Origin of the sequence: Streptomyces kronopolitis, from assembly GCF_014646275.1 — a bacterium.
Taxonomy (GTDB): Bacteria; Actinomycetota; Actinomycetes; order Streptomycetales; family Streptomycetaceae; genus Streptomyces; species Streptomyces kronopolitis.
In genome coordinates this window covers 238,286-259,237 of the sequence record NZ_BMND01000002.1, presented here as the reverse complement: position 1 = coordinate 259,237, position 20,952 = coordinate 238,286, and the positions used below count along the sequence as shown (strand labels likewise).

Annotated in this window: 20 protein-coding genes; 14 read left to right on the top strand and 6 right to left on the bottom strand. The window is 73.5% G+C overall.

Annotation, left to right across the window (positions count from 1 at the left end; genetic code table 11):
* Window positions 1–40: 40 nt before the first annotated feature.
* Window positions 41–412 carry an ArsR/SmtB family transcription factor gene (locus IEY78_RS02990; protein ID WP_189095935.1) on the bottom strand — a complete coding sequence of 124 codons (372 nt, stop codon included), beginning with the start codon at window positions 410–412 and terminating at the stop codon, window positions 41–43.
* A 158-nt stretch (window positions 413–570) separates the two neighbouring features.
* Between IEY78_RS02990 and IEY78_RS02985 the strand changes: the two genes are divergently transcribed.
* The 7 genes from IEY78_RS02985 (at window position 571) to IEY78_RS02955 (ending at window position 7,646) form a co-directional block, all read left to right on the top strand.
* Window positions 571–1,674, top strand: coding sequence for an NADH:flavin oxidoreductase/NADH oxidase (locus tag IEY78_RS02985; protein WP_189095934.1), 1,104 nt, complete (start codon window positions 571–573; stop codon window positions 1,672–1,674).
* A gap of 170 nt (window positions 1,675–1,844) precedes the next feature.
* On the top strand, window positions 1,845–2,930 hold the full coding sequence (locus IEY78_RS02980) for a WD40/YVTN/BNR-like repeat-containing protein (RefSeq protein WP_189095933.1): 1,086 nt from the start codon (window positions 1,845–1,847) through the stop codon (window positions 2,928–2,930).
* A 141-nt stretch (window positions 2,931–3,071) separates the two neighbouring features.
* A complete protein-coding gene (locus IEY78_RS02975; protein ID WP_189095932.1) occupies window positions 3,072–3,749 on the top strand; it encodes a uracil-DNA glycosylase in 678 nt (225 codons plus the stop codon).
* A 23-nt stretch (window positions 3,750–3,772) separates the two neighbouring features.
* Complete coding sequence (locus IEY78_RS02970; RefSeq protein WP_189095931.1) at window positions 3,773–4,840, top strand: LURP-one-related family protein; 1,068 nt, start codon at window positions 3,773–3,775, stop codon at window positions 4,838–4,840.
* Window positions 4,833–5,864, top strand: a complete 1,032-nt coding sequence (locus tag IEY78_RS02965) for an N-acetylglucosamine kinase (protein WP_189095930.1) — start codon at window positions 4,833–4,835, stop codon at window positions 5,862–5,864. The genes IEY78_RS02970 and IEY78_RS02965 overlap by 8 nt, the downstream gene beginning before the upstream one ends.
* Before the next feature lie 91 nt (window positions 5,865–5,955).
* On the top strand, window positions 5,956–6,912 hold the full coding sequence (locus tag IEY78_RS02960; RefSeq protein WP_373294048.1) for a sirohydrochlorin chelatase: 957 nt from the start codon (window positions 5,956–5,958) through the stop codon (window positions 6,910–6,912).
* Between the two features lie 392 nt (window positions 6,913–7,304).
* Complete coding sequence (locus tag IEY78_RS02955; protein WP_189095928.1) at window positions 7,305–7,646, top strand: nuclear transport factor 2 family protein; 342 nt, start codon at window positions 7,305–7,307, stop codon at window positions 7,644–7,646.
* Window positions 7,647–7,771: 125 nt separating this feature from the next.
* On the opposite strand, the gene IEY78_RS02950 is transcribed toward IEY78_RS02955, so the two are convergent.
* Both IEY78_RS02950 and IEY78_RS02945 read right to left on the bottom strand, forming a co-directional pair.
* Window positions 7,772–9,280, bottom strand: a complete 1,509-nt coding sequence (locus tag IEY78_RS02950) for an FUSC family protein (protein ID WP_189095927.1) — start codon at window positions 9,278–9,280, stop codon at window positions 7,772–7,774.
* A gap of 287 nt (window positions 9,281–9,567) precedes the next feature.
* The gene (locus IEY78_RS02945; RefSeq protein ID WP_268240247.1) at window positions 9,568–9,942 is read right to left on the bottom strand and encodes a 2'-5' RNA ligase family protein; all 375 of its coding nucleotides are present in this window, start codon (window positions 9,940–9,942) and stop codon (window positions 9,568–9,570) included.
* A gap of 231 nt (window positions 9,943–10,173) precedes the next feature.
* Here IEY78_RS02945 and IEY78_RS02940 point away from each other — a divergent pair, with 231 nt between their 5' ends.
* Together IEY78_RS02940 and IEY78_RS02935 are read left to right on the top strand one after the other, a co-directional pair.
* Complete coding sequence (locus tag IEY78_RS02940; RefSeq protein WP_189095926.1) at window positions 10,174–10,653, top strand: Lrp/AsnC family transcriptional regulator; 480 nt, start codon at window positions 10,174–10,176, stop codon at window positions 10,651–10,653.
* Between the two features lie 25 nt (window positions 10,654–10,678).
* Window positions 10,679–11,401: an HAD family hydrolase gene (locus IEY78_RS02935; RefSeq protein ID WP_189095925.1), complete on the top strand. Its 723-nt coding sequence runs from the start codon at window positions 10,679–10,681 to the stop codon at window positions 11,399–11,401.
* A 128-nt stretch (window positions 11,402–11,529) separates the two neighbouring features.
* Here IEY78_RS02935 and IEY78_RS02930 read toward each other — a convergent pair whose 3' ends face one another.
* Window positions 11,530–12,600 (bottom strand): sugar ABC transporter substrate-binding protein, encoded by a 1,071-nt coding sequence (locus IEY78_RS02930; protein ID WP_189095924.1) that lies wholly within the window; start codon window positions 12,598–12,600, stop codon window positions 11,530–11,532.
* Between the two features lie 709 nt (window positions 12,601–13,309).
* On the opposite strand from IEY78_RS02930, the gene IEY78_RS02925 reads away from it, so the two are divergent.
* Window positions 13,310–14,197 (top strand): phenylalanine 4-monooxygenase, encoded by an 888-nt coding sequence (locus tag IEY78_RS02925; protein ID WP_189095923.1) that lies wholly within the window; start codon window positions 13,310–13,312, stop codon window positions 14,195–14,197.
* Between the two features lie 45 nt (window positions 14,198–14,242).
* On the opposite strand, the gene IEY78_RS02920 is transcribed toward IEY78_RS02925, so the two are convergent.
* Complete coding sequence (locus IEY78_RS02920; protein ID WP_189095922.1) at window positions 14,243–15,109, bottom strand: SDR family oxidoreductase; 867 nt, start codon at window positions 15,107–15,109, stop codon at window positions 14,243–14,245.
* Between the two features lie 96 nt (window positions 15,110–15,205).
* Here IEY78_RS02920 and IEY78_RS02915 point away from each other — a divergent pair, with 96 nt between their 5' ends.
* Window positions 15,206–15,667 (top strand): MarR family winged helix-turn-helix transcriptional regulator, encoded by a 462-nt coding sequence (locus IEY78_RS02915; protein WP_189095921.1) that lies wholly within the window; start codon window positions 15,206–15,208, stop codon window positions 15,665–15,667.
* Between the two features lie 25 nt (window positions 15,668–15,692).
* Here IEY78_RS02915 and IEY78_RS02910 read toward each other — a convergent pair whose 3' ends face one another.
* Entirely contained in the window at window positions 15,693–16,856 is a 1,164-nt protein-coding gene (locus IEY78_RS02910) for a PucR family transcriptional regulator (RefSeq protein WP_229699697.1), read from the bottom strand.
* Window positions 16,857–16,968: 112 nt separating this feature from the next.
* Here IEY78_RS02910 and IEY78_RS02905 point away from each other — a divergent pair, with 112 nt between their 5' ends.
* The 3 genes from IEY78_RS02905 (at window position 16,969) to IEY78_RS02895 (ending at window position 20,824) form a co-directional block, all read left to right on the top strand.
* Window positions 16,969–18,138, top strand: coding sequence for a lactate 2-monooxygenase (locus IEY78_RS02905; protein WP_189095919.1), 1,170 nt, complete (start codon window positions 16,969–16,971; stop codon window positions 18,136–18,138).
* A complete protein-coding gene (locus tag IEY78_RS02900) occupies window positions 18,135–19,148 on the top strand; it encodes a 2-hydroxyacid dehydrogenase (protein WP_189095918.1) in 1,014 nt (337 codons plus the stop codon). The genes IEY78_RS02905 and IEY78_RS02900 overlap by 4 nt, the downstream gene beginning before the upstream one ends.
* Window positions 19,149–19,534: 386 nt before the next feature.
* Window positions 19,535–20,824, top strand: a complete 1,290-nt coding sequence (locus IEY78_RS02895; RefSeq protein ID WP_189095917.1) for an MFS transporter — start codon at window positions 19,535–19,537, stop codon at window positions 20,822–20,824.
* Window positions 20,825–20,952 lie beyond the last annotated feature (128 nt).

Sequence of the window (20,952 nt, the reverse complement as noted above, 5' to 3'; positions counted from 1 at the left end):
GCCGCCGGGCGGGCCGCCCGGGATCACCGGGCCGGGCCGCTCACTCCTCGCCGAGGCGGCCGGCCTGGAGGGCCGCCGCCCGCAGCACGCCGTCGATCAGCCCGGGGAAGAGCTCCTCCAGATCCTCCCGGCGCAGCCCGTTCATCTTGGCCGTGCCCCGGTAGAGCTGGCGGATGACGCCGTGCTCGCGCAGCACCCGGAAGTGGTGGGTGCAGGTCGACTTGCTGACCGGGAGTTCGATGTCCGCGCAGTTCAGCTCGCCCTCGGCGGCCGCCAGCGCGCGGACGATCCGCAGGCGCATCGGGTCGGCCAGCGCGTGCAGCACCTCGGCCAGCCGGATGTCCGCCCGGTCCGGGTGCTCCAGCGACCGGGGGCCCGACGGGGCGCGCGCGGAGGTCGTATCGGTCGGCATGACGGCTCCTGACTCACTCTGCGGGGCTCGGCTGGTGTGCCGCCCGCCGGTTCATTGTACGAGAAGCGTCGTAGTTTGACATCCACCGTAGTACGACGCTTATCGTATGACTGCTGGATCCGACCGGACCCACTCCTTCCCAGGCACAGGAGTCTGCTGTGAGTGCACTGTTCGAGCCCCTCTCCCTCCGCTCGCTGACCGTCCCGAACCGCCTCTGGATGGCACCCATGTGCCAGTACTCCGCGGCCCCCGAGGGTCCGGAGACGGGCGCGCCCGGGGACTGGCACTTCCAGCATCTGGCCGCGCGGGCGGTGGGCGGCACCGGCCTGATCCTCGTCGAGGCGACCGCGGTGAGCCCCGAGGGCCGCATCAGCCCGTACGACCTCGGGCTGTGGAACGACACCCAAACCGAGGCGTTCCGGCGCATCACCGGCTTCCTCAAGGAGCAGGGGACGACTCCGGGAATCCAGATCGCCCACGCAGGCCGGAAGGCGTCCACCGAGCGCGGCTGGGTGAACCGCGGCGGGCCGATCCTCCCCGGTCAGCGCCACGGCTGGGAGCCGGTCGCACCGAGCCCGGTGCCGTTCGCCGAGGGCTACCAGGCGCCCGCGGAGCTGTCCGTGGCGCAGATCGGGGAGATCGTCGCGCAGTTCGCCGCCGCCGCGCGGCGGGCGCTGGCCGCGGGCTTCGAGGTGATCGAGATCCACGGCGCCCACGGCTACCTGATCAATGAGTTCCTCTCGCCGTTCACCAACCGGCGCACCGACGGGTACGGCGGTTCGTACGAGAACCGCACCCGCTTCGCGCGGGAGGTCGTGGACGCCGTGCGCGAGGTGTGGCCCGACGAACTGCCGGTCTTCTTCCGGATCTCGGCGACCGACTGGCTCACCGAGGACGAGAGCGACCCGCGCGAGGGCTGGACCGCCGACGACACCGTGCGCTTCGCCCGTGACCTGCGCGAGCGCGGCATCGATCTGCTGGACACCTCCACGGGCGGCAACGCACCGGACGCGAAGATCGCCACCGGGCCCGGCTACCAGGTGCCGTTCGCGGAGCGGGTGCGCAAGGAGAGCGGTCTGGCGGTGGGCGCGGTCGGTCTGATCACCGAGCCGCGGCAGGCGGAGAAGATCCTCGCGGACGGCCAGGCCGACGCCGTGCTGCTCGGCCGGGAACTCCTGCGCAACCCCAGCTTCGCGCGACAGGCGGCACGGGAGCTGGACGCGCCGATCGCCGTGCCGCCGCAGTACCTCCGGTCCGCCTGAGAGCGGCGGGAGGGTGTGCGATCCCCCCGGCGGAAGGGTGCGCGGCGCCCGGGCCGGGAGCCGGTGGCACACCGTGTGACCTGCGGGGACAGACACCGGGGCGCCATTGTCAGTGGTCGGGTGCAGACTTGCCACTGTCTGAGACAACGGCGTCCCGGAGGTGTTCCGGCATGACTGACGTACTCCTCGCGGTGGGCACCCGCAAGGGGCTGTTCCTCGGCCGTCGACGGCACGGCAGCTGGGAGCTGAGCGCACCGCATTTCCCCGCCCAGGCGGTGTACTCCCTCGGCATCGACACCCGGCGGGCGACGCCCCGGCTGCTGGCCGGCGCCGACAGCGCCCACTGGGGCCCGTCGGTGTTCCACTCCGACGATCTGGGCGAGACCTGGCAGGAGCCCGCCCGCCCCGCGGTGAAGTACCCGAAGCACACCGGGACTTCGCTGGAGCGGGTGTGGCAGCTGCATCCGGCCGGGCCCGCCGCCCCCGACGTGGTCTACGCGGGCACCGAGCCCGGCGGCCTGTTCCGCTCCGAGGACGGCGGCGAGACCTTCGAGCTGATCCGGGAGCTGTGGGACCACCCCAGCCGGGAGAAGTGGGTGCCGGGCGGCGGCGGTCTCGCCGTGCACACCGTGCTCACCGACCCGCGGGACGCCGACGCGGTCACCGTCGCCGTCTCGACCGCGGGGGTCTTCCGCACCCGCGACGGGGGCGCCAGCTGGACCCCGTCGAACAAGGGCGTGAAGGCGGTCTTCCTGCCGGATCAGCATCCGGAGTTCGGCCAGTGCGTCCACAAGATCGCTCGGGACCCGGTCGACCCCGACCGGCTGTATCTGCAGAACCACTGGGGCGTCTACCGCAGCGACGACGCGGGCGCGACCTGGCAGGACATCGGCGCCGGGCTGCCCTCCGACTTCGGCTTCGCCGTGGCCGCGCATCCGCACACGGGAGATGTCGCCTACCTCTTCCCGATCACCGCCGACATCGACCGGGTGCCGGCCGGAAACCAGTGCCGGGTCTACCGCACCGGTGACGCCGGCGGAAGCTGGGAGCCACTGATCCACGGCCTGCCGGCGGAGGACCACTACGGCACGGTGCTCCGGGACGCCCTGTGCGTCGATGACAGCGATCCCGCCGGGGTGTATTTCGGCAACCGCAACGGCGAGGTCTACGCCAGCGCGGACGACGGCGACAGCTGGCAGCAGCTCGCCTCGCATCTGCCGGATGTGCTGTGCGTACGGGCGGCCGCGCTGGCCTGAGAAGAGGCGGACGGGCGGGGGCGGTCCGGAGGCCGGACAACGAGGTGTGCGGGAGTGGCAGTTGGCGACGGCGTGCGCCGGGGCGCCGGAGTCCGGGCCATCGGTTGAGAGGGAGCGGGCCCGGGCCAGTAGGGTGATCCCGTGGCTGCACGACCTCTCCGAGACATTGTCGAACCAGGCTGGGCCAAGGCACTTGAGCCCGTCGCCGACCGGATCGCCGCGATGGGCGACTTCCTGCGGGCGGAGATCGCCGCGGGACGGACCTATCTGCCGGCCGGCGCCCATGTGCTGCGCGCCTTCCAACAGCCCTTCGACGAGGTGCGGGTGCTCATCGTCGGACAGGACCCCTACCCCACACCGGGGCATGCGGTCGGGCTCAGCTTCTCCGTGGCGCCGGAGGTGCGCCCGCTGCCGCCGAGCCTGGAGAACATCTTCCGCGAGCTGCACTCCGACCTCGGACTGCCCCGGCCGTCGAACGGCGATCTGACCCCGTGGACCCGCCAGGGCGTCCTCCTGCTGAACAGGGCACTGACGACGGCGCCCCGCAAGCCGGCCGCGCACCGCGGCAAGGGCTGGGAAGAGGTCACCGAGCAGGCCATCCGCGCGCTGGTGGCCCGCGGGCGCCCGCTGGTGTCGGTGCTGTGGGGACGCGACGCCCGCAATCTGCGGCCGCTGCTCGGCGACCTGCCGGCCGTCGAGTCCTCGCACCCCTCCCCCATGTCCGCCGACCGGGGCTTCTTCGGCTCGCGGCCCTTCAGCCGGGTGAACGACCTGCTGGCACGGCAGGGCGCCCAGCCCGTCGACTGGAGGCTGCCCTGACACCGGGCGATAGTGTGCCTGGCATGACGAATGCGAACATCCCTGCGGGTTGGTACGCCGACCCGCAGGGCACCCCCCACCAACTGCGCTGGTGGGACGGGTCCCGATGGACGGAGCACACCCACCCGGGACAGCAGCCCGCGGCCCCGCACCAGGCGCCGCAGCCGGAGCACCACACGGCACCGCAGCAGCCGGCGCCCGGGCAGGCGGCGCAGCAGCAGGCCACCCGGCAGCCTGCGCAGCAGATGCCGCACCAGTCCGCTCCGCAGCAGCAGATGCCGCAGCAGCAGCCGGGCCAGGCCCCGTACCCGGGCCCGCAGCAGGGCGGCGCCCCGTACGGCGCGCAGGGCTACGGCCACCCCCAGCAGGCTCCCGGCCAGCAGCAGCCGTACGGACAGCAGCCGGTGCCGGGACAGCACGCCGGGAATCCGGGCGCCGTGCAGCAGCAGGTGCAGCAGCAGGCCGGGGTGGCGCCCGGCGGGCCGGGCGGCGGCAGCCTGTTCACCGAACCGGTGCTGGTGGTCAACCAGAAGGCCAAGCTGATCGAGGTCACCAACGAGTACAGCGTCTTCGACCAGCACGGCAACACCGTCGGCACGGTCGTCCAGGTCGGCCAGAGCACGGCCAAGAAGGTCCTGCGGGTCGTCTCCAGCCTCGATCAGTACATGACCCACAAGCTGGAGATCCGCGACGCCTACGGCCAGCCGCAGCTGGTGCTGACCCGGCCGGCGAAGATCCTCAAGTCCAAGGTGATCGTGCAGCGTCCGGACGGCTCGCCGGTCGGCGAGATCGTGCAGCAGAACGCCATCGGGAAGATCAACTTCGCGATGACGGTCAACGGCCAGCAGATCGGCGCCATCCGGGCCGAGAACTGGCGCGCCTGGAACTTCGCCATCGTCGACCACGCCGACACCGAGGTCGCCCGGATCACCAAGACCTGGGAGGGGTTGGCCAAGACGATGTTCACGACGGCGGACAACTACGTCCTGCAGATCCACCACCAGCTGCCCGACCCGCTGCTGAGCCTGGTCGTCGCCACGGCCCTGACCGTCGACACCGCCCTCAAGCAGGACGCCCGCGGCCTTGGGTGAGACCCCCGCCCGCGGCCGGGGCGCCCCCGGGGCCGGTCATGTCCTCGGCGTGGACTCGGGCGGGTCGGGGCTGCGGATCGCCGTCGCCCGCGCGGACGACGAGGCCGCCCGCCCGCTGGCCGTACGCGTCTCCCGCGAGCCGGTGCGCACCGGCCCCGCCGGGATCGACGCCGGGCATCTGCTGTCCCAACTGCTGCCCGCGGCCGAGGAGTTGCGGCGCGAGACGGGTGCGGACGGGTTCGCCGCGGCGTGCGTGGGCGCGGCCGGTGCGGCCACGCTGGGCGACGAGCTGCGCGCCCGGCTGCCCGCCGCGCTGGCCACCGCCCTCGGCGTGCGCCACTGCGCCCTGGCCGCGGACGCGGTCACCGCGTACGCCGGGGCACTGGGGCAGCGGCCCGGCGCCGTGCTCGTCGCCGGCACCGGCGCGATCGCCCTGGGCACGGATCCGGCCGCGCCGGGCGGTTGGCGCCGCGCGGACGGCTGGGGCCATCTGCTGGGCGACTGCGGCGGCGGCGCCTGGCTAGGCCGCGCCGGACTGGAGGCGGCGCTGCGGGCGTACGACGGGCGCTCCGGCGGTTCGACCGCCCTGCTGGCGCGTGCGGAAGCGGTGTTCGGGCCGCCCGGCGCACTGCCCGGCGCGCTCTACCCGCGCGCCGACCGGCCCGCCGTCCTCGCCTCGTTCGCCCCGGAGGTGGCCGGCTGCGCCACCGCGGGCGACCCGGTGGCGCTCGGCCTCCTGCGGGCCGCCGCGGGCCATCTCGCCGATGCCGCCGCGGCGGTCTGCCCGTCGGCCGCGGACAGCGCGGTGGCGTGCACCGGCGGACTGTTCGGCCTGGGCGAGCCGCTGTGGGCCCCGGTGCGCACGGCGCTCACCGAGCGGCTGCCGCGGGCCCGCCCGACCGTCGCCGGCGGGAGCCCGCTCGACGGGGCGCTGACGATCGCCGCGGCGCTGGCCGGCGACCGTCTGACGCTGCCGGTCGACGGGAAGTTGTTGCAGATCACACGGCCTGCGCCGGGTCCATGACCGGTGACGCGCGGGATAAAACGGGACGGATACCTCGTCACCGAACCCTCCCTCCGCGCGGGTCGACCCCGAGGCGTTAGCATGCGGCGCCATGAGTTCCCCCACTGGGCCCGCACCTGGCTCGCCCCATTTTGACGCCGCACCCCCGAGCCCGGGAGCCGCACCTGGCCTGCCTGTACGTATGCCGCGCGCGCGGCAGTCCGGCCGCCACCGCAAGCCGGAACCCCTGGCCGCGCCCGAGGGCGCGCCCGCCCTGGTACTGGCCGTGCCCGGCACCCCCTCGTCCGCCTCGCGCAGCCTGGCCGACGAGATCTCCAGCATCGCCCGCTCCGAACTCCCCGGCCTCGACGCCCGTATCGGCTATGTCGACGGCGGCGACGACGAGTTCCCGTCCCTGGAGGCCGTGCTGGCGCAGGCCGCCACGGAGCACAAGGCGCGGGTGGACGCCGACGGCCGGCCCGGCCCCGGCCCCGCCGCCGTCGTGGTGCCGCTGCTGGCCGGCCCGGACAGCGCGCTGCTGCGCCGGATACGCCAGGCGATGATGAACAGCGGCTCCGGCGCCGAGCTGACCGAGGTCCTCGGCCCGCATCCGCTGCTCGCCGAGGCGCTGCACGTCCGGCTCTCCGAGGCCGGTCTGGCGCGCGCCGACCGCGCCCGGCTGTTCACGGTCGCCACGGCCGCGGACGGCATCATCCTCGCCACCGTGGGCGGCGAGGAGGCCGTGCAGGCCGCCGGCATCACCGGCATGCTGCTCTCCGCGCGGCTCGCGGTGCCGGTGCTGGCCGCCGCACTCGACGAGGAGGGCGCCATCTCCCGTACTGCCGAGCAGCTGCGCGAATCGGGTTCGCAGCAACTGGCGCTGGCCCCGTACCTGATCGGCCCGGAGATCGCCGACGGCCTGCTGGGGGCGGCCGCGGCGGAGGCGGGCTGCGCCTCGGCCGAGGCGCTGGGCGCCTACAGCACGGTGGGCCGACTGGTGCTGTCGAACTACGCGGCGGCGGTGGGCATCAACCTGCCGACGCAGTCGCAGGGGGTACCGGTCCGCTAGGACCGCCTCCCCGCCGGACACCACGGCGTCGATGGGCCGTCCCCGCACAGCGGGGGCGGCCCTTCGCCGTCCGGGCCCGGTCGCCGGCTCCGCTCCCGCACCGAGCGCGACAGGCGCTCGCCAGACGGCCCGGGAGCGCCGCGGCCAGGGAGCGGAGCACCGACGGCCCGTCCGTCCGCCAGAGCGCTGCGCAGGGCATCTGCCGTACCGCTCAGGCCGCGGGCGGCGGCCGGAGCCGGGACGCACGACCGTTGCGACGCGCGGGGCAAGACCCCGCGGGCGAGCGGCCGAGACGCGATACGTTCCGCCCGAGCCGTGCACGGCGCGAGCGCGGCCACTGACCGGCCGCGCCCGCCGTGAGGCGTGAGCGGGCTGCCCACGGAAGGAAGTTCATGTCGCACATCGATGTCGTCCGTGCCGCCTTCGCGGCCTATCTCGCCCAGGACCGCCCGGCCATGGACCGGCTGCTCGCCGAGGACTACGTCTTCACCAGCCCGCAGGACGACCACATCGGCAAGGCCGCGTTCCTGGAGGTCTGCTTCCCCACCGCGGACCGGCTGCGCGAACAGCACCTCCTCGACGCGGTGGCCCTCGACGGCGAGCAGGTCTGCGTGCGCTACGAGTACGAGCTGAAGACGGGCGAGCGGCATCGCAACGTCGAGGTGACGACGGTGCGGGACGGCCGCCTCACCGAGACCCAGGTGTACTTCGGCGGGCGCTTTCCGCGGGGCTGAGCGGACGCCCGCGGGCCGGTCGGGCAAAGGCGGCGCAGGAGGCCGCGGGGCCTCGACCAATCCGGTGCCGGCGCGCCGCCCGCCTTCGTGAACGATTCCGAGGTACGCCCGGGATCCGCCGTCGGTCAGGCGTCGACGAGCGGCGCGCGCGGGGAGCTGCGCAGGGGTGCGGAGAGTTCGGCCAGGGCCCGTTCCAGGCCGTGCAGATGCAGCAGCGCGGGCTCCGCGACGGACGGGTGCGGCACGGACACCGCGACGGCGGCCGCGTCGCCCGCACGCCGTGGGCTGGTGAGGGCCTCGACGGCGGCCTCCACCCGCTGGCAGGCGGCGGTGAGCCGGGCGTCGTGGGAGGCCTCCGGGTCGGCGGCGACGGCCGCCAGCCCGCGGACCTCGCGGGCGCAGTCGTCGAGCAGCGCGAGCACCTGACGGGCCCGGGCCTTGCGGGCCCGCAGCGGGCTCAGGGGGTGGACCAGCGGTGCCAGGGAGAGCCGGACCCTGCCGAGCAGCGGCTCCAGCGCGGCGACGTGCGCGGCGGGGTCGGCGGTCGCGGAACCCGCGAGGCGGGCGGCGGCCTCGGCCGTGCACAGGTGCACACCGCGCAGGGCGCGCTGGATCCAGGCATCGGTGGTCGCGTGGGTGGTGACGGGCAGCACCAGGAGCACGGCGAGCACGGCGCCGAGCGCCCCGACACCGGTCTCGGCGAGACGCAGCGCGAGCAGCGCGGGGTCCAGCACCCCCAGCAGGCCGTAGAGCAGCCCGGCCAGCAGCGTCACCGCCAGCATCATCCAGGTGTACGACACCGCGGCCGTGTAGAAGATCCCGAAGACGCTGACCGCGAGCAGCGCCAGGGTGGGGACGACGGCTCCGTGCAGCGGTACGGCGACGAGCAGACCGAGGGCGATGCCGAGCACCGTGCCCAGCGCCCGGCGGAAGCCCCGGACCAGGGTCTCGCCGCGCGAGGTGGTGTTCACGAAGATCCACCAGGTGGCGCCCACGGCCCAGTACCAGCGCTGGTCGGAGAGCAGCTGCCCGGCCAGGAGGGCGAAGCCGGCGCCGGCGGTGGCCTGGATCGCCTGGCGGGTGGTGATCCGGGCCAGCCCACGGCCCCCGGGCGGGGCGGGCACGGCGGCCGGGGGCAGCCGGCGCTCGTAGCACCACAGGCCGAAGCGGACGGTGGAGGAGGCGAGCAGGGCGAGGGCGAGGGCGGCGTACAGCTCGGGCAGCCCGGCCGGTTCGGCGTGCAGGAACTGGGCGGCGAAGAAGGTCATGAACGCGAACACGCCCAGGGCGTGGCCCCGCGGCCCCCACCTGCGGGCGTAGACCCCGGCGCCGACCACGGCGAGGAAGGCCGCGTCACGTGCCACCGGGTAGTCGTGCAGCACCGCGGCGGCGGCGAGCACGGGGAAGCCGACGACGGGCAGCAGTGCCGTGGTGACCAGTTGGCCGCGGACGGTCGCGTCGGTGACCGTGAAGAGGGCCAGCAGCGCGCCCAGCCCGCCGAGGACGGCGGCGACGAGCGAGTGGCCGGCGAGACCGCAGACCGTGACCGCCAGGCCGATGCCGAAGACGGCCCGCACCGCGCCGCGCAGCCGCACCCGGCCCGGATCCGGCGCCACGAACACCCTCTTCAGCACGGCTTTTGCCCCTTCGGTGGTTCCGCATGAAAAAGGCGCCGCGGAATTCCGCAGCGCCCTCGCGGGACCATCAGAGCATTTTTGAGACAGCTTGCTCAACAGTGGCCGGAATCAGTGTGCCATTGGTACAGCAAGAGCCTGCTTCGGCAGGCCAGAGGAGTGCCAATGGGTGGGGTGCGGCCCCGGGCGGCCATTCCGGACGACGGGGCAGTGGTCACGGCTGGGCGGCGCCGCACGCGAGGACGTGGGCGTGGAGAGGCGATGGTTTCCACCCGGTCCGCGGCGGGTCAGGGGACCTGCCCGAGCGCGAAGGACGCGTGCTCGTGCCACCTCGTGCCGTCGTGCACCAAGAGCGCGACCGAGGAGACCCACGCGGTCACGGGCATGCTGTCGGCGAGTGCGGCCTCGGCGTTCGCCAGCGCGGCCTCGTCATGCCCCTGGGCGACGGTCAGATGCGGCACGACCTCGTCGAACCGGCCCCCGAACGGCGGTGCTTCCGGCCACCGTTCGGCGACCGCCTCGGTGAGCTCCCGGAACGGCCCGTCCGGTTCGGGGGCCAGATACAGGACCCCGGGGAAGCGGTGGCAGCTCTCGAACCGCACCGTGAAGGCCGGATGGGCGGCCAGCACCGCCGCGAGAGCACGGCGGACGGCACCGTCGATCCGGCTCGCCCGGAGGAACGGGAAACCCGGCGACGGCGCGGGAATTGCCGGACCGCGGCAGGGATCCGCCCGCCGGGGCTCGTCGGCCGTCGCCAGGCGTCAGCCCGTCGGGCCGACCGTGACGCGAGGAGCGCGCACCAAGCACGGGCCACTGGCACAGCACCCGGCCCGCCCACTGGGCCATTGGTACCGTGAGCAGGAGAGATGTCGACCGGGAGGAGGGTGTGGGGCATGGCCGTGGATGCGTTGGATGCCAAGATCCTTCGGTTGCTGCTGGAGCAGCCGCGTACCAGTGTGCGGGAGTACGCCCGCCTCCTCGGGGTCGCCCGGGGCACCGTCCAGGCCCGTCTGGACCGGCTCGAACGGGACGGGGTGATCACCGCGTACAGTCCGCGGCTGTCCCCCGCCGCGCTCGATCACCCCGTGCTCGCCTTCGTCCACATCGAGGTCACGCAGGGGCATCTGGAGGAGGTGGCGGACGCGCTGGCCGAGGTGCCGCAGATCATCGAGGCGTTCTCGACGACCGGGGGCGGCGATCTGCTGACGCGGGTGGTGGCGCGGGACGCGGCGCATCTGGAGGACGTGATCCAGCAGCTGATCAGCATGCCGGGCGTGGTCCGGACCCGTACGGAGGTGGCGCTGCGCGAGCGGGTGCCGCACCGGATGCTGCCGCTGGTCGAGGCGGTGGGCGGCACCGCCGGGGCGCGATGAGCGGGCCGCTTGGCATGCTGGGGGCATGAGCGCCTCCCCCACCTCCCGGGTCACGCCCGCCCCGCCGACACCGGTGATCTTCGATCTCGACGGCACCCTGGTGGACAGCGAGCCGAACTACTACGAGGCCGGGCGCCGGCTGCTGGCGGCCCACGGCGTACCGGACTTCAGCTGGGAACACCACACCCGCTTCATCGGCATCGGCACCCGCGAGACGCTGGAGATCCTCCGCCGGGAGTACGGCATCGAGGCGCCGGTCGAGGCGCTGCTCGCCGGCACGAACCGCCGGTATCTGGAGCTGGCGCGGGCGCACACCGAGGTCTTCCCCGAGATGCGTGCGCTGGTGGAGCGGCTCTCGGCGGCCGGGCATCCACTGGCGGTGGCGTCCGGTTCGTCGCGGGCCGCGATCGAGGCGGTGCTGGCCGGTACCGGGCTCGGTGCGCTGCTGCCCACGGTGGTGTCGGCCGAGGAGGTGGCGCACGGCAAGCCCGCGCCGGATGTGTTCCTGGAGGCGGCGCGGCGGCTGGGTGCCGATCCGGCCGACTGCGTGGTGCTGGAGGATGCCGCGCCCGGGGTGCTCGCGGCGCACCGGGCGGGCATGCGCTGCATCGCCGTTCCGTATGTGACCGGCACCGCCGACGACCCGGCGTTCGCGCAGGCCGGGCTGCTGTTCAAGGGCGGCCAGGGGGAGTTCACGGCCCGGGCCGCGTACGACTGGCTGGGACGGCGCGGGAGCGCGGCCGGCTGAGGGAGGGATCGCGCGATTCGTTTCCGGGCGGCTGCTGCCCGGTCCGCACAGGCCTCCGCCCGTTGTCGGGCGGAGGCCTGTGCCTCGTCCGGCACCCACCGAGGGGGTGTGCCGGTGCGCAAGGGCGGTCAGTTCAGACCGGCGGACTTGCACTTGTCGGCGAGGCTGCCGGCGCACAGCAGGTCGGTGCGCACGGCGCCGTCACGGATAACGGTGTCCTTCATGTTCTTCCTGGTGACGATCTGCGCCTTGAACAGCCGGGCGGGGATACCGGACTTGGTCGAGTTGTGGGCGGTGGTCGACGTCAGGGACTTGATGCTCTTGCCGCGCAGAAGCCGGAAGGCCATTTCGGCTGCGGTTTCCGCCTCCGGCCGGACTTCCTTGTAAATGGTGAAGGACTGCGTGCCGTCGACCAGCCGCTGGAGAGCGGGGAGTTCGGCGTCCTGGCCACCGAGCGGCACATTCTTGATTCCGGCGGACCGGAGAGCCGCGGCGATGCCGCCCGCCATGCCGTCATTGGCCGAGTAGACCGCGTCAAAGCCTTCCGGGCCATGGGCGTCGATGAAGTCGGTCATCTCCTTCTTGGCCTTCGCCTCGGACCAGCCGGGGATGTCCTTCTCGAAGACGATCTTACGGACCTTGCCGTCGAGGACCTCGTGGGCGCCCTTCTTGTAGGACGGCGCATTCGGGTCGGTCGGCGAGCCGTCCATCATGACGAGGTCGGAGGTGGCCGCCTGCGAACCGAGAGCGGCGAGAATGCCCTCCCCCTGGAGCCGGCCGATCTTCTCGTTGTCGTAGGAGACATAGGCCGTGACATCGCCCTCGGCGAGCCGGTCGTACGCGATGACCTTGACGCCCTTCTTGGCGGCCGAATCCACCCAGCTCTTGGCCGCCGCGGCGTCGACCGGGTCCAGAATGATGACCTTGACGCCCTTCTTCACCAGCGCCTCGAACTGCTGCTTTTGGGCATCGACCTGCTGCTGGGCATTGTGGTAGTCCACTTTGCATTCGAGGCAGAGGGATGCGAGGCGCGTCGAAATGATGCGGCGGTCGAACTTCTCATAGCGGGCCGCTTTGCTCTCCGGGAGCAGCAGACCGATGGAGTCCTTGCCGGCACCGGCGTCCTGATGATCGCTTCCGCAGGCCGCCAAGGGCGCTGCGAGCGAAAGCGCCATCGCGCCGGTGAGGGCGCGCCGCATTATTGCATTCATTTCCCGGTACCTCCAAAGGGGCCTCCTGACCGGCCCAGAACGGCTGAAGTGAACGTCACTCACGGCCCAATCGTCAAGAATCGAACCAACAATGAGATGAAAGCGAGCTGTGAGATGACTCTCTGAAGGGCCGTCATTCGACGGGCTTTCCGGACAGTCCCGAAAACATTCCATTCGTTCCGTATAGCGCATAAATTCCGGTTACGCGGGAGTCAGCTGGTCCGGGCGGCGAGGGGAGGAGTGGGCGGGAACGCGGCTTTCGGGACCCGCCGTACGCAGGTCAACCGGTGCGTGCGGGTGGTGAGTTGGGAAATGGCCGGCGCGGGGTGACGCCGGCCGCGGGCGCGGATGCAGCCCCGCACGCCGCGTGCCAGACTGGGAGAAGCCAGGAGAAGACAAGAGAAATAGGTGCCGGGCACAGCTTTCCGGTGCGTTCGCCGCGCCGGAGCGAGCGCGGTCCGGGGGCGAAGCGAGCACCCTTCGCGCTTCGGCGACGGTCGCGGCGAGTTTTCCCGCTCCGCAACCGAATAGGGCGGAGGCCATGGGGAATCCCTGGGAATCTCTTTAGCCTAATTTTTTACAGCCGGGAAATCCGGAGAGTTTCCTCCCGGCGCGGAACTCGGCTCACGGGACGGCGCGGGCGCGGCCCACCGGGCGCGCCCCACGGGCCCGCCGGGCGCAGAACCAGGTGACAGACATGAGCACGGTGTGCGGACGGACCCCCATCTCCGCCGACGGCCGGCTGGGGCTCCCCGGCGAGCACCCGGGCCGCAGCGACCCGGCCTATCTGCGGCGCCGCGACGCGCTCGCCGCACGGGCGGTGGGCCATCGCGTCGGGGCGCCCTCGCCCGCCGTCCACTACACCGACGAGGAACACCGCACCTGGCGGGTGATGCAGCGGGCGCTCGGCCCGGCGCTGCGCGCCCACGCCTGCCGTGCGGTGGTCCAGGCCGGTGAGGACGCGGCGATCCCCGCCGGGCACATCCCGCAGCACACGGAGGTCAGTGCCCTCCTAGTCGCCCGGACGGGATTCACCTTCACCCCGGCCGGCGGGGTGGTGCCCAACGAGCGGTTCCTCGGGGCGCTGGAACACGGCTACTTCCACGCCGTGCAGTTCGTCCGCCACCCGGCGGTCCCGCTGTACGCCCCCGAACCCGACGTCCTGCACGACGTCTTCGGGCACGGCATCCATCTCTCGTGCCCGCGCTTCGCCCGGCTCTACCGGCTCATCGGGCAGGCCGCCGGCCGCACCGAGACCGCCGAGGCGCTCGACATCCTCAGCCGGGTGTACTGGTTCACCCTCGAATACGGGCTGATCACCGAGGGCGGCACGCCCAAGGCGTACGGCGCGGCCCTGCTGTCGTCCTACGGCGAGATCGCCGCCCACGAGCGGCGCACGGTCCGGGCCCTGGACTTCCGCGCCGCGGCGGCCACCCCGTACCGCATCTCCGGCTACCAGCCCGTCCTGTACTCCGTGCGGTCGCTGGCCCAGCTGGAGGACATGCTCGGCGCGTTCTGCGCCGGCTTCGACGACGACGCCGCGAGCCGGCTGCGCGTCCCCGCGCTCTCCCGCGACCGGGCGTAGGCCGCGCCGGGCGGCGCGGCCTACGGCGGGAGCCGCGGTGGCGGGTCAGCTCACCCAGCCGGCCGTGAGGCCGACGACCGCGGAGCCGTCCAGGTCGGTGAGCTTGGTGCCGGTGAAGGCGCGCGCCCAGTCCGACGTCTGGAGCCGGAACGCGGGCCGGTCCGCGGTGAGCGCCTCCAGCACGGCCTCGGCGGCCTCGGCCGGGGTCTGCGCGCCGTTGAGGAACTGCGCGGTGGTGCGCTCCAGGTAGGCCTGCAGCGGCTTGGCGTACGGGCCGGCGGCGTCGACCTCGGCCTGGATGTCGAGCCCGATGTTGTTGACGAACTCGGTCGCCACGGCGCCCGGCTCGACGACGGAGACGGACACCCCGAGCGCGGCCGCGACCGGCGCCAGGCTCTCCATGTAGCCCTCGACGGCGAACTTGGCGGCGCAGTAGGCCTCGTTGAAGGGCTGCCCGACGACTCCGCCGACGCTGGTGACGGTGATCAGACGGCCACCGGTCGCGCGCAGGTGGGGCAGCGCCGCCTTCGAGACGTGCAGCACGCCGAAGAAGTTGACCTCCATGACGGTGCGGACCTCGTCCACGGATTCGTTCTCCAGGGTGCCGAGGTGCCCGGCGCCGGCGTTGTTGATCACCGCGTCCAGGCGGCCGTGGTCGGCGAGCACCCCGCTGATGGCGGTGGCCACGGAGGCCTCGTCGGTGACGTCGAGCTGCCGGACGTCCAGCTCCACCCCCGCCTCGGCGGCGGCCGTGCGCAGTGCCCCGGCGCGGGAGGGGTCGCGCAGCGTCGCCACGACCTGCCAGCCGGCCTGTGCGGCGGCGACCGCCGCGGCGAGGCCGATACCGGAGGACGTGCCGGTGACCAGGACAACCTTGGGGGAAGCGGCGGAAGCGGAGGAGGTGGCAGACATGGTGGGCCTTTCGCGTGCTGCAAGGAGCAGATTGAGTGCGTGTACACACACCATAGACATTATGTGTGCGTACACGCAACCGGTAGTCTTGCCGGCATGGCGAAGAGGAAGCTCACCCAGACCGAGATGCCCGAGGCCGACTACGCCTTCTACGGGCTGGTCTGGGCCGGAACCGTGCTCACCGAACGCGTGGACCGCGCGCTGCGCAAGGCGCATGACCTACCGGTCTCCTGGTTCGAGGTGATGCTCTGGCTCGCCTCCAGCCCGGACCCGGTCCCGGCCTCCGTGCTCGGCAACACCACCATGCTCAGCCGCAGCCAGGTCTCCCGCGTGGTCGACGCGCTCCAGGGCCGCGGGCTGGTCGTCCGCACCCCTTCGGCGCGGGACGCCCGCTCCGTCGAGGTGTCCCTCACGCCGGCGGGCCACCAGCTGTTCAAGGAGGCCGATGACACCCGCCGCAGTTGCCTGGCGCCGGTGTTCACCGACCTCCTCGACCAGGAGGACCTGACGGCGCTCGGCTCGGTGTGGAAGAAGCTGAAGGCCAACAAGGACGGGTGACCGGCAGGGCCGGCTCGCCGCGGAGTCAGTGGCCGATGGTGCGGGCGATGTCCAGGGTGAGCCGCTGCCAGGGATCCCGCGGATCGCGCAGGGTGAGGTCGGCTATCCGACGCAGCCGGTAGCGCAGCGACTGGGGGTGCAGGCCCAGGCTGCGGGCGGCGGCGTTCGCGGAGCCCGTGTCGAGGTAGCTGGTCAGCGTGTCCAAGAGAGGGCCGCGGCCCGGCTGGACGAGCGGGCCGAGGATCAGCCGGCTGATCCGCTCGGGGGCGGCGGCGGGACGGCCGCCGAGCAGGGCCAGCACCTGGGCGTCCCCGTCCGTCAGCACCCGCGCCGGATGGTGGGCGTGCGCGGGCGCCGTGTCCAGGGCATCAGCCGCGAGCCGGTAGGCGACGGCGATCCGGTCCTGGCTCTCCCCCGTGATCGCACACCCCCGCAGGGCGCGCTCCCGCAGCGCCTCCGCGGCGGCCGCGCCGGCCGCGGCGGGCAGCAGCAGGACGAGGCGCGAGGCGCGCACCGTCGCCAGCGCGGTGGCATCGTGGCCGGGACCGTCGAGCGCGGCCAGCAGCCCGAGGGCCGCCTCCTGCGTCACCGGCGGGCCGTCCGCCTCGACCGGTTCGGCCACCAACAGGCAGTAGGGGTCAGGGAGTTGGCGGCCCAGTTGAGCGGCCCGGTCGGTCAGGGCGCCGAGCGAGGCGTGCCGGCCGGCGATCAGATCGTCGAGGAGCAGCCGCAGCGCCCGGTCGCGGTCCCCGGCGAGGTCCTCGCTGGCGGCGGTGTACGCCGTGACCATCTCCTCGGAGAGCAGGTCCAGGGTGGTCAGCGCCATCCGGACGAAGGCGAAGGCATCGGCCGCGTCCGGGGCGGGCGCCGCGGCCGCGACCTCGTCCGTGAGGACCGTCGCCGCGACCCGGTAGGCCCGCAGGACCGCCTGCACCGGGCGGCCGTCCGCGGCCCGCGCCGCCGCGATCCCGCGGAACCGCCGCAGATCGGCCGGGGTGAGGGCGCCATCGGTGGCCCACAGTTCGAGCATCCGCTCCAGCGCCCAGGCGGCGATCGCACGGACCTCGTGGAGCCGGCTGCCGTCGAGCACCGCGTAGGCCGGGACCTGCGCGCGCACCGCGGTGACGATCGAGGCGGCCACCCGCGGGGAGGCGGTCAGCCGCTGCCGGATGCGCTCCCGTTCCTTCATCACAGGGTGATGATGTCAGCCGCGTGTTGTGCGCACCGTGGTGGACGGGTCTTGTCACTGTCGCCAGGATCGCGGGGAACGGGGTTTCGGCGACGAGAGGCGGGACGGACGGATGGCGAAGCACTGGGCGGACTTCCAGTACGAGATCTATCTCCGCGGTATGACGGGCGCGGTGCCACGGCTGCCCACCGATCTGTCGCGGCTGGAGGAGCTGACCGAGCGGCGGCTCGGGCCCGGACCGGTCGGCTATGTGGCCGGCAGCGCGGGCACCGGCAGCACCGCCGCGGCCAACCGGGCCGCGCTGGACCGCCGGCGGATCGTGCCGCGGATGCTGCGGGACGTGGCCGAGCGCGATCTGTCCGTGGAGGTGCTGGGCCGGTCGCTGCCCGCGCCGCTCGCGCTGGCGCCGGTGGGCGTGCTGTCCCTGATGCATCCGGACGCCGAGCCCGCCGCCGCCCGGGCCGCCGCAGCACAGGGCGTGCCGTACATCCTGTCCTCCGCCTCCAGCACCCCCATGGAAGAGGTCGCCGCGGCGATGGGTGACGGGGAGCGGTGGTTCCAGCTGTACTGGGCGAAGGACCGGGAGGTGACCCGGAGCTTCCTGCGGCGGGCGAAGGCGGCGGGGTTCACCGCGCTGTTCGTCACCCTCGACACCCCGCTGCTCGCCTGGCGGCCGCGCGATCTGGACCAGGCGTACCTGCCGTTCCTGCACGGCGTGGGCACCGCCAACTACTTCACCGACCCGGCGTTCACAGCCGGGCTCGCCAAGCCGGTGCACGAGGATCCCGACGCGGCCGTGCTGCACTTCGTGGGGATGTTCGCCGACCCCGGCAAGACCTGGCCGGACCTGGAATTCCTGCGCGAGAACTGGGACGGCCCGATCGTGCTCAAGGGCGTCCTGCACCCGCAGGACGCGCTGCTGGCCGCCGAGGCCGGGATGGACGGGGTGGTGGTCTCCAACCACGGCGGCCGCCAGGTCGCCGGCTCCGTCGCCGCCGCCGACGCGCTGCCCCGGGTGGCGAAGGCCGCCGGGGACCGGCTGACCGTCCTGTTCGACAGCGGGATCCGCACCGGCGACGACATCGTCAAGGCCCTGGCCCTGGGCGCGAAGTCGGTGCTGGTGGGGCGCCCTTACGCCTATGGGCTCGGCCTCGACGGCCAGGCCGGCGTGGAGCACGTGATCCGCTGCCTGCTCGCCGAGTTCGACCTGACCCTTGCCCTGTCCGGGCACTCCCGTCCCAGCTCCCTGACCGCCGACGACCTCCTGGAGGAGTCCGCATGACCCCCACGACAGATCCGGCCGCCGCCACCGGGCCGCAGCCCGACAAGCACGTCCTGGCCGTCGTCTCCCCGCACGTCGGCGGCCGCACCGCCGGGGCAGCGCTGACCGGCCTGTTCCCCGGCCAGGCCCGGGTCACCGTCGTCGAGACGGCGGACGAGGACCCCGCGGCGCTGCGCGAGGCGCAGATCCTGATCACCGGGCTGAGTCCGGTCACCGCCGCCCACCTCGCCGCGGCGCCGGACCTGGAACTCGTCCAGTGCGCCAGCCACGGCTTCGACTACGTCGATCTGGACGCGGCCCGCTCGCGCGGCATCCCGGTCTGCACCATCGGCTCCAGCGGCGCCGAGAAGCAGAACGTGGCCGAGCAGACCTTCGCTCTGATGCTCGCCCTGGCCAAGCAGCTGGTCCCCGCGCACACCGCGCTGGTGGAGGCCGACTGGGCGCTGCCCCGCCTCCAGCAGTCCCTCACCGAGCTGTCCGGCAAGACCCTCGGCATCATCGGGTTCGGCCAGATCGGTGCGGAGGTGGCCCGGCGCGCGGTCGCGTTCGACATGGACATCGTCTACGCCGGGCCGAGGCCGCTCGCCCCCGAGGACGAGGCCCGCTTCGGCGGCGCCCGCCATCTGGCCGTCGACGAACTGCTGCGCACCGCCGACTACATCAGCCTGCACGCCCCGCTCACCGAGCACACCCGCCACCTCCTCGACGCGGAGCGCCTCGCCCTCCTCAAGCCGACCGCGTTCGTCATCAACACCGCCCGCGGCGCCCTCGTCGACCAGGACGCCCTCGCGGACGCGCTGGAGGCCGGTGCGCTGGCCGGCGCCGGTCTCGACGTCTTCGACCCCGAGCCGCCCACCGCCGCGCTGCGCCTGCTCAAGGCCCCGAACGTGGTCCTCTCCCCGCATGTCGCGGGCGTCACCCGCGAGACGCTGGTGCGCATCGCGCTGGCCGCCGTGCAGAACGTCATCGACCATCTGGCGGGCAAGCCGCTGCGGGACGTCGTCTCCTGAGTGCGCTCCGGCGCGGCGGTCCGGGGCGCTCCGAGGCGGGGGAAGTCCCGTGCGGCTCAGGGGACTTCCCCCGCCTCCCCCGGCGCTCTGCCCCACCTTTCGGCCATTGTTCGATTCGGCCGGTGAGCGGCACCGGCCACCTCGGCGGGGCGATGCGGCGGCGCCCCGTCGGCCGGCCACCGCCATTTCACGACAGCCCGGATCTGCCGGGCGCGCATCGGGGTGTAGCGTCCGCCCCCGGAAATTCGGGCGTCCCGCCGGACGGCCCGGGCCGTCCGGCCGTCCCCCACCGGACCGCCGCGGCCGCCGGCGGGACGCCCGGCCCGGCATCCGCGGCCGGTCCGCGCCCGGCGGCGGCCGCACCAGGGAAAGGCGGACGCACGCACGTGGAACCCCGTGGACGCACCCGGTGGGCGATCGGCGGGCTGCTGGCCGGCGGCATCGTCGTCAACTTCCTCGACCGCACGGCGATATCGGTGGCGAGCTCCTCGATCGCCGCCGACTTCGGGCTGGACCTCGGGCAACTCGGGGTGGTGCTGTCCGCCTTCACCTGGTCGTACTGCCTGGTCCAGTTGCCCGCCGGCATGCTGGTGGACCTGCTGGGCGTCTCCCGGCTCACCCGGATCGCCTCCGCGCTGTGGGCCGTCGCCGGTCTGCTGACCGCGGTGGCGAGCGGGGTCGGGCCGCTCATCGTGGCCCGGTTGCTGCTCGGGGTGGCCGAGGGGCCGTCGATGGTCGGCGCCTCCAAGGCGACCGCCGCCTGGTTCCCCGTCGGTGAGCGCGGGATGGCCACCGCGCTGTTCGACGGCGCCACCAAGCTGGCCAACATGGTGGCGTTCCCGGTGCTGGCGTTCGTGATGAGCGAGTGGGGCTGGCGGGCCGGCTTCCTGTTCACCGCCGCGGTCAGCCTGCTGTTCACGGCCGTGTGGTGGTGGGGCTACCGGGACCCGTCCGCGCTGCGCTCCCTGCGCCCGGCCGAGCGGGACTTCATCCTCCGGGGCGGGGCACGGGACACCGACCGGGGCGGTGCCCGGCAGTTCCGCACGGCCCTGCGCTCCGGCCGGATCTGGATCCTGTGCTGCGGCTTCGCCTGCTACGGCTACACCATCAACATCGTGCTGACCTGGATGCCCGAGTTCCTCCAGCGGCAGTTCCATGTGCGGCTGTTGCAGTCCGGCCTCTACTCGATGATTCCGTGGGCGGTGGCCACGGTGGCCGAACTGGCCTTCGGCGGCTGGCTGGTGGACCGGCTGGTGCGCCGGGGGCGGCACCCGTGGCGGGTGCGCAGGACCGTGCTGACGTGCGGGCTGGCACTCGGCGCGACGATCGGCGCCGCGGGCAGCGCGGCGTCCCCGGCCGTCGCGGTGTTCTGGATGTCCGCCTCCCTCGCCGGGCTGGCGGTCGCCGCGCCCGTCGCCTGGAGCCTGCCCGGCCTCCTCGCGCCGCCGGGAACGGTGGGGGCGGTCAGCGGACTGATGAACTTCCTCAACACGGCGGCCACCGCCGGCGGGGTGCTGCTCACCGGCTGGCTGGCGCAGGCGACCGGATCCTTCCACGCGCCCTTCGTGCTCGCGGTCGCGGTCCTGGCCGTCGGCGTCGCGCTCTACTGGTGGGCGCTGTACCCGTCCCCGGTGCCGGACGCGGCCCCGCCGGCCCGGCAGCTGGACCACGTCTGAGGCCGCGCGGCGGGGGCCTGCTGCCTGCTATGCGCAGTTGCGACCAGCTGGCAGGAGCTGTGGCTGCCGTCACAGATTCCGTGTCCCGCCCGGGGGGAATCCCTAGTACCGTCTGGTAGTTCTGGCAG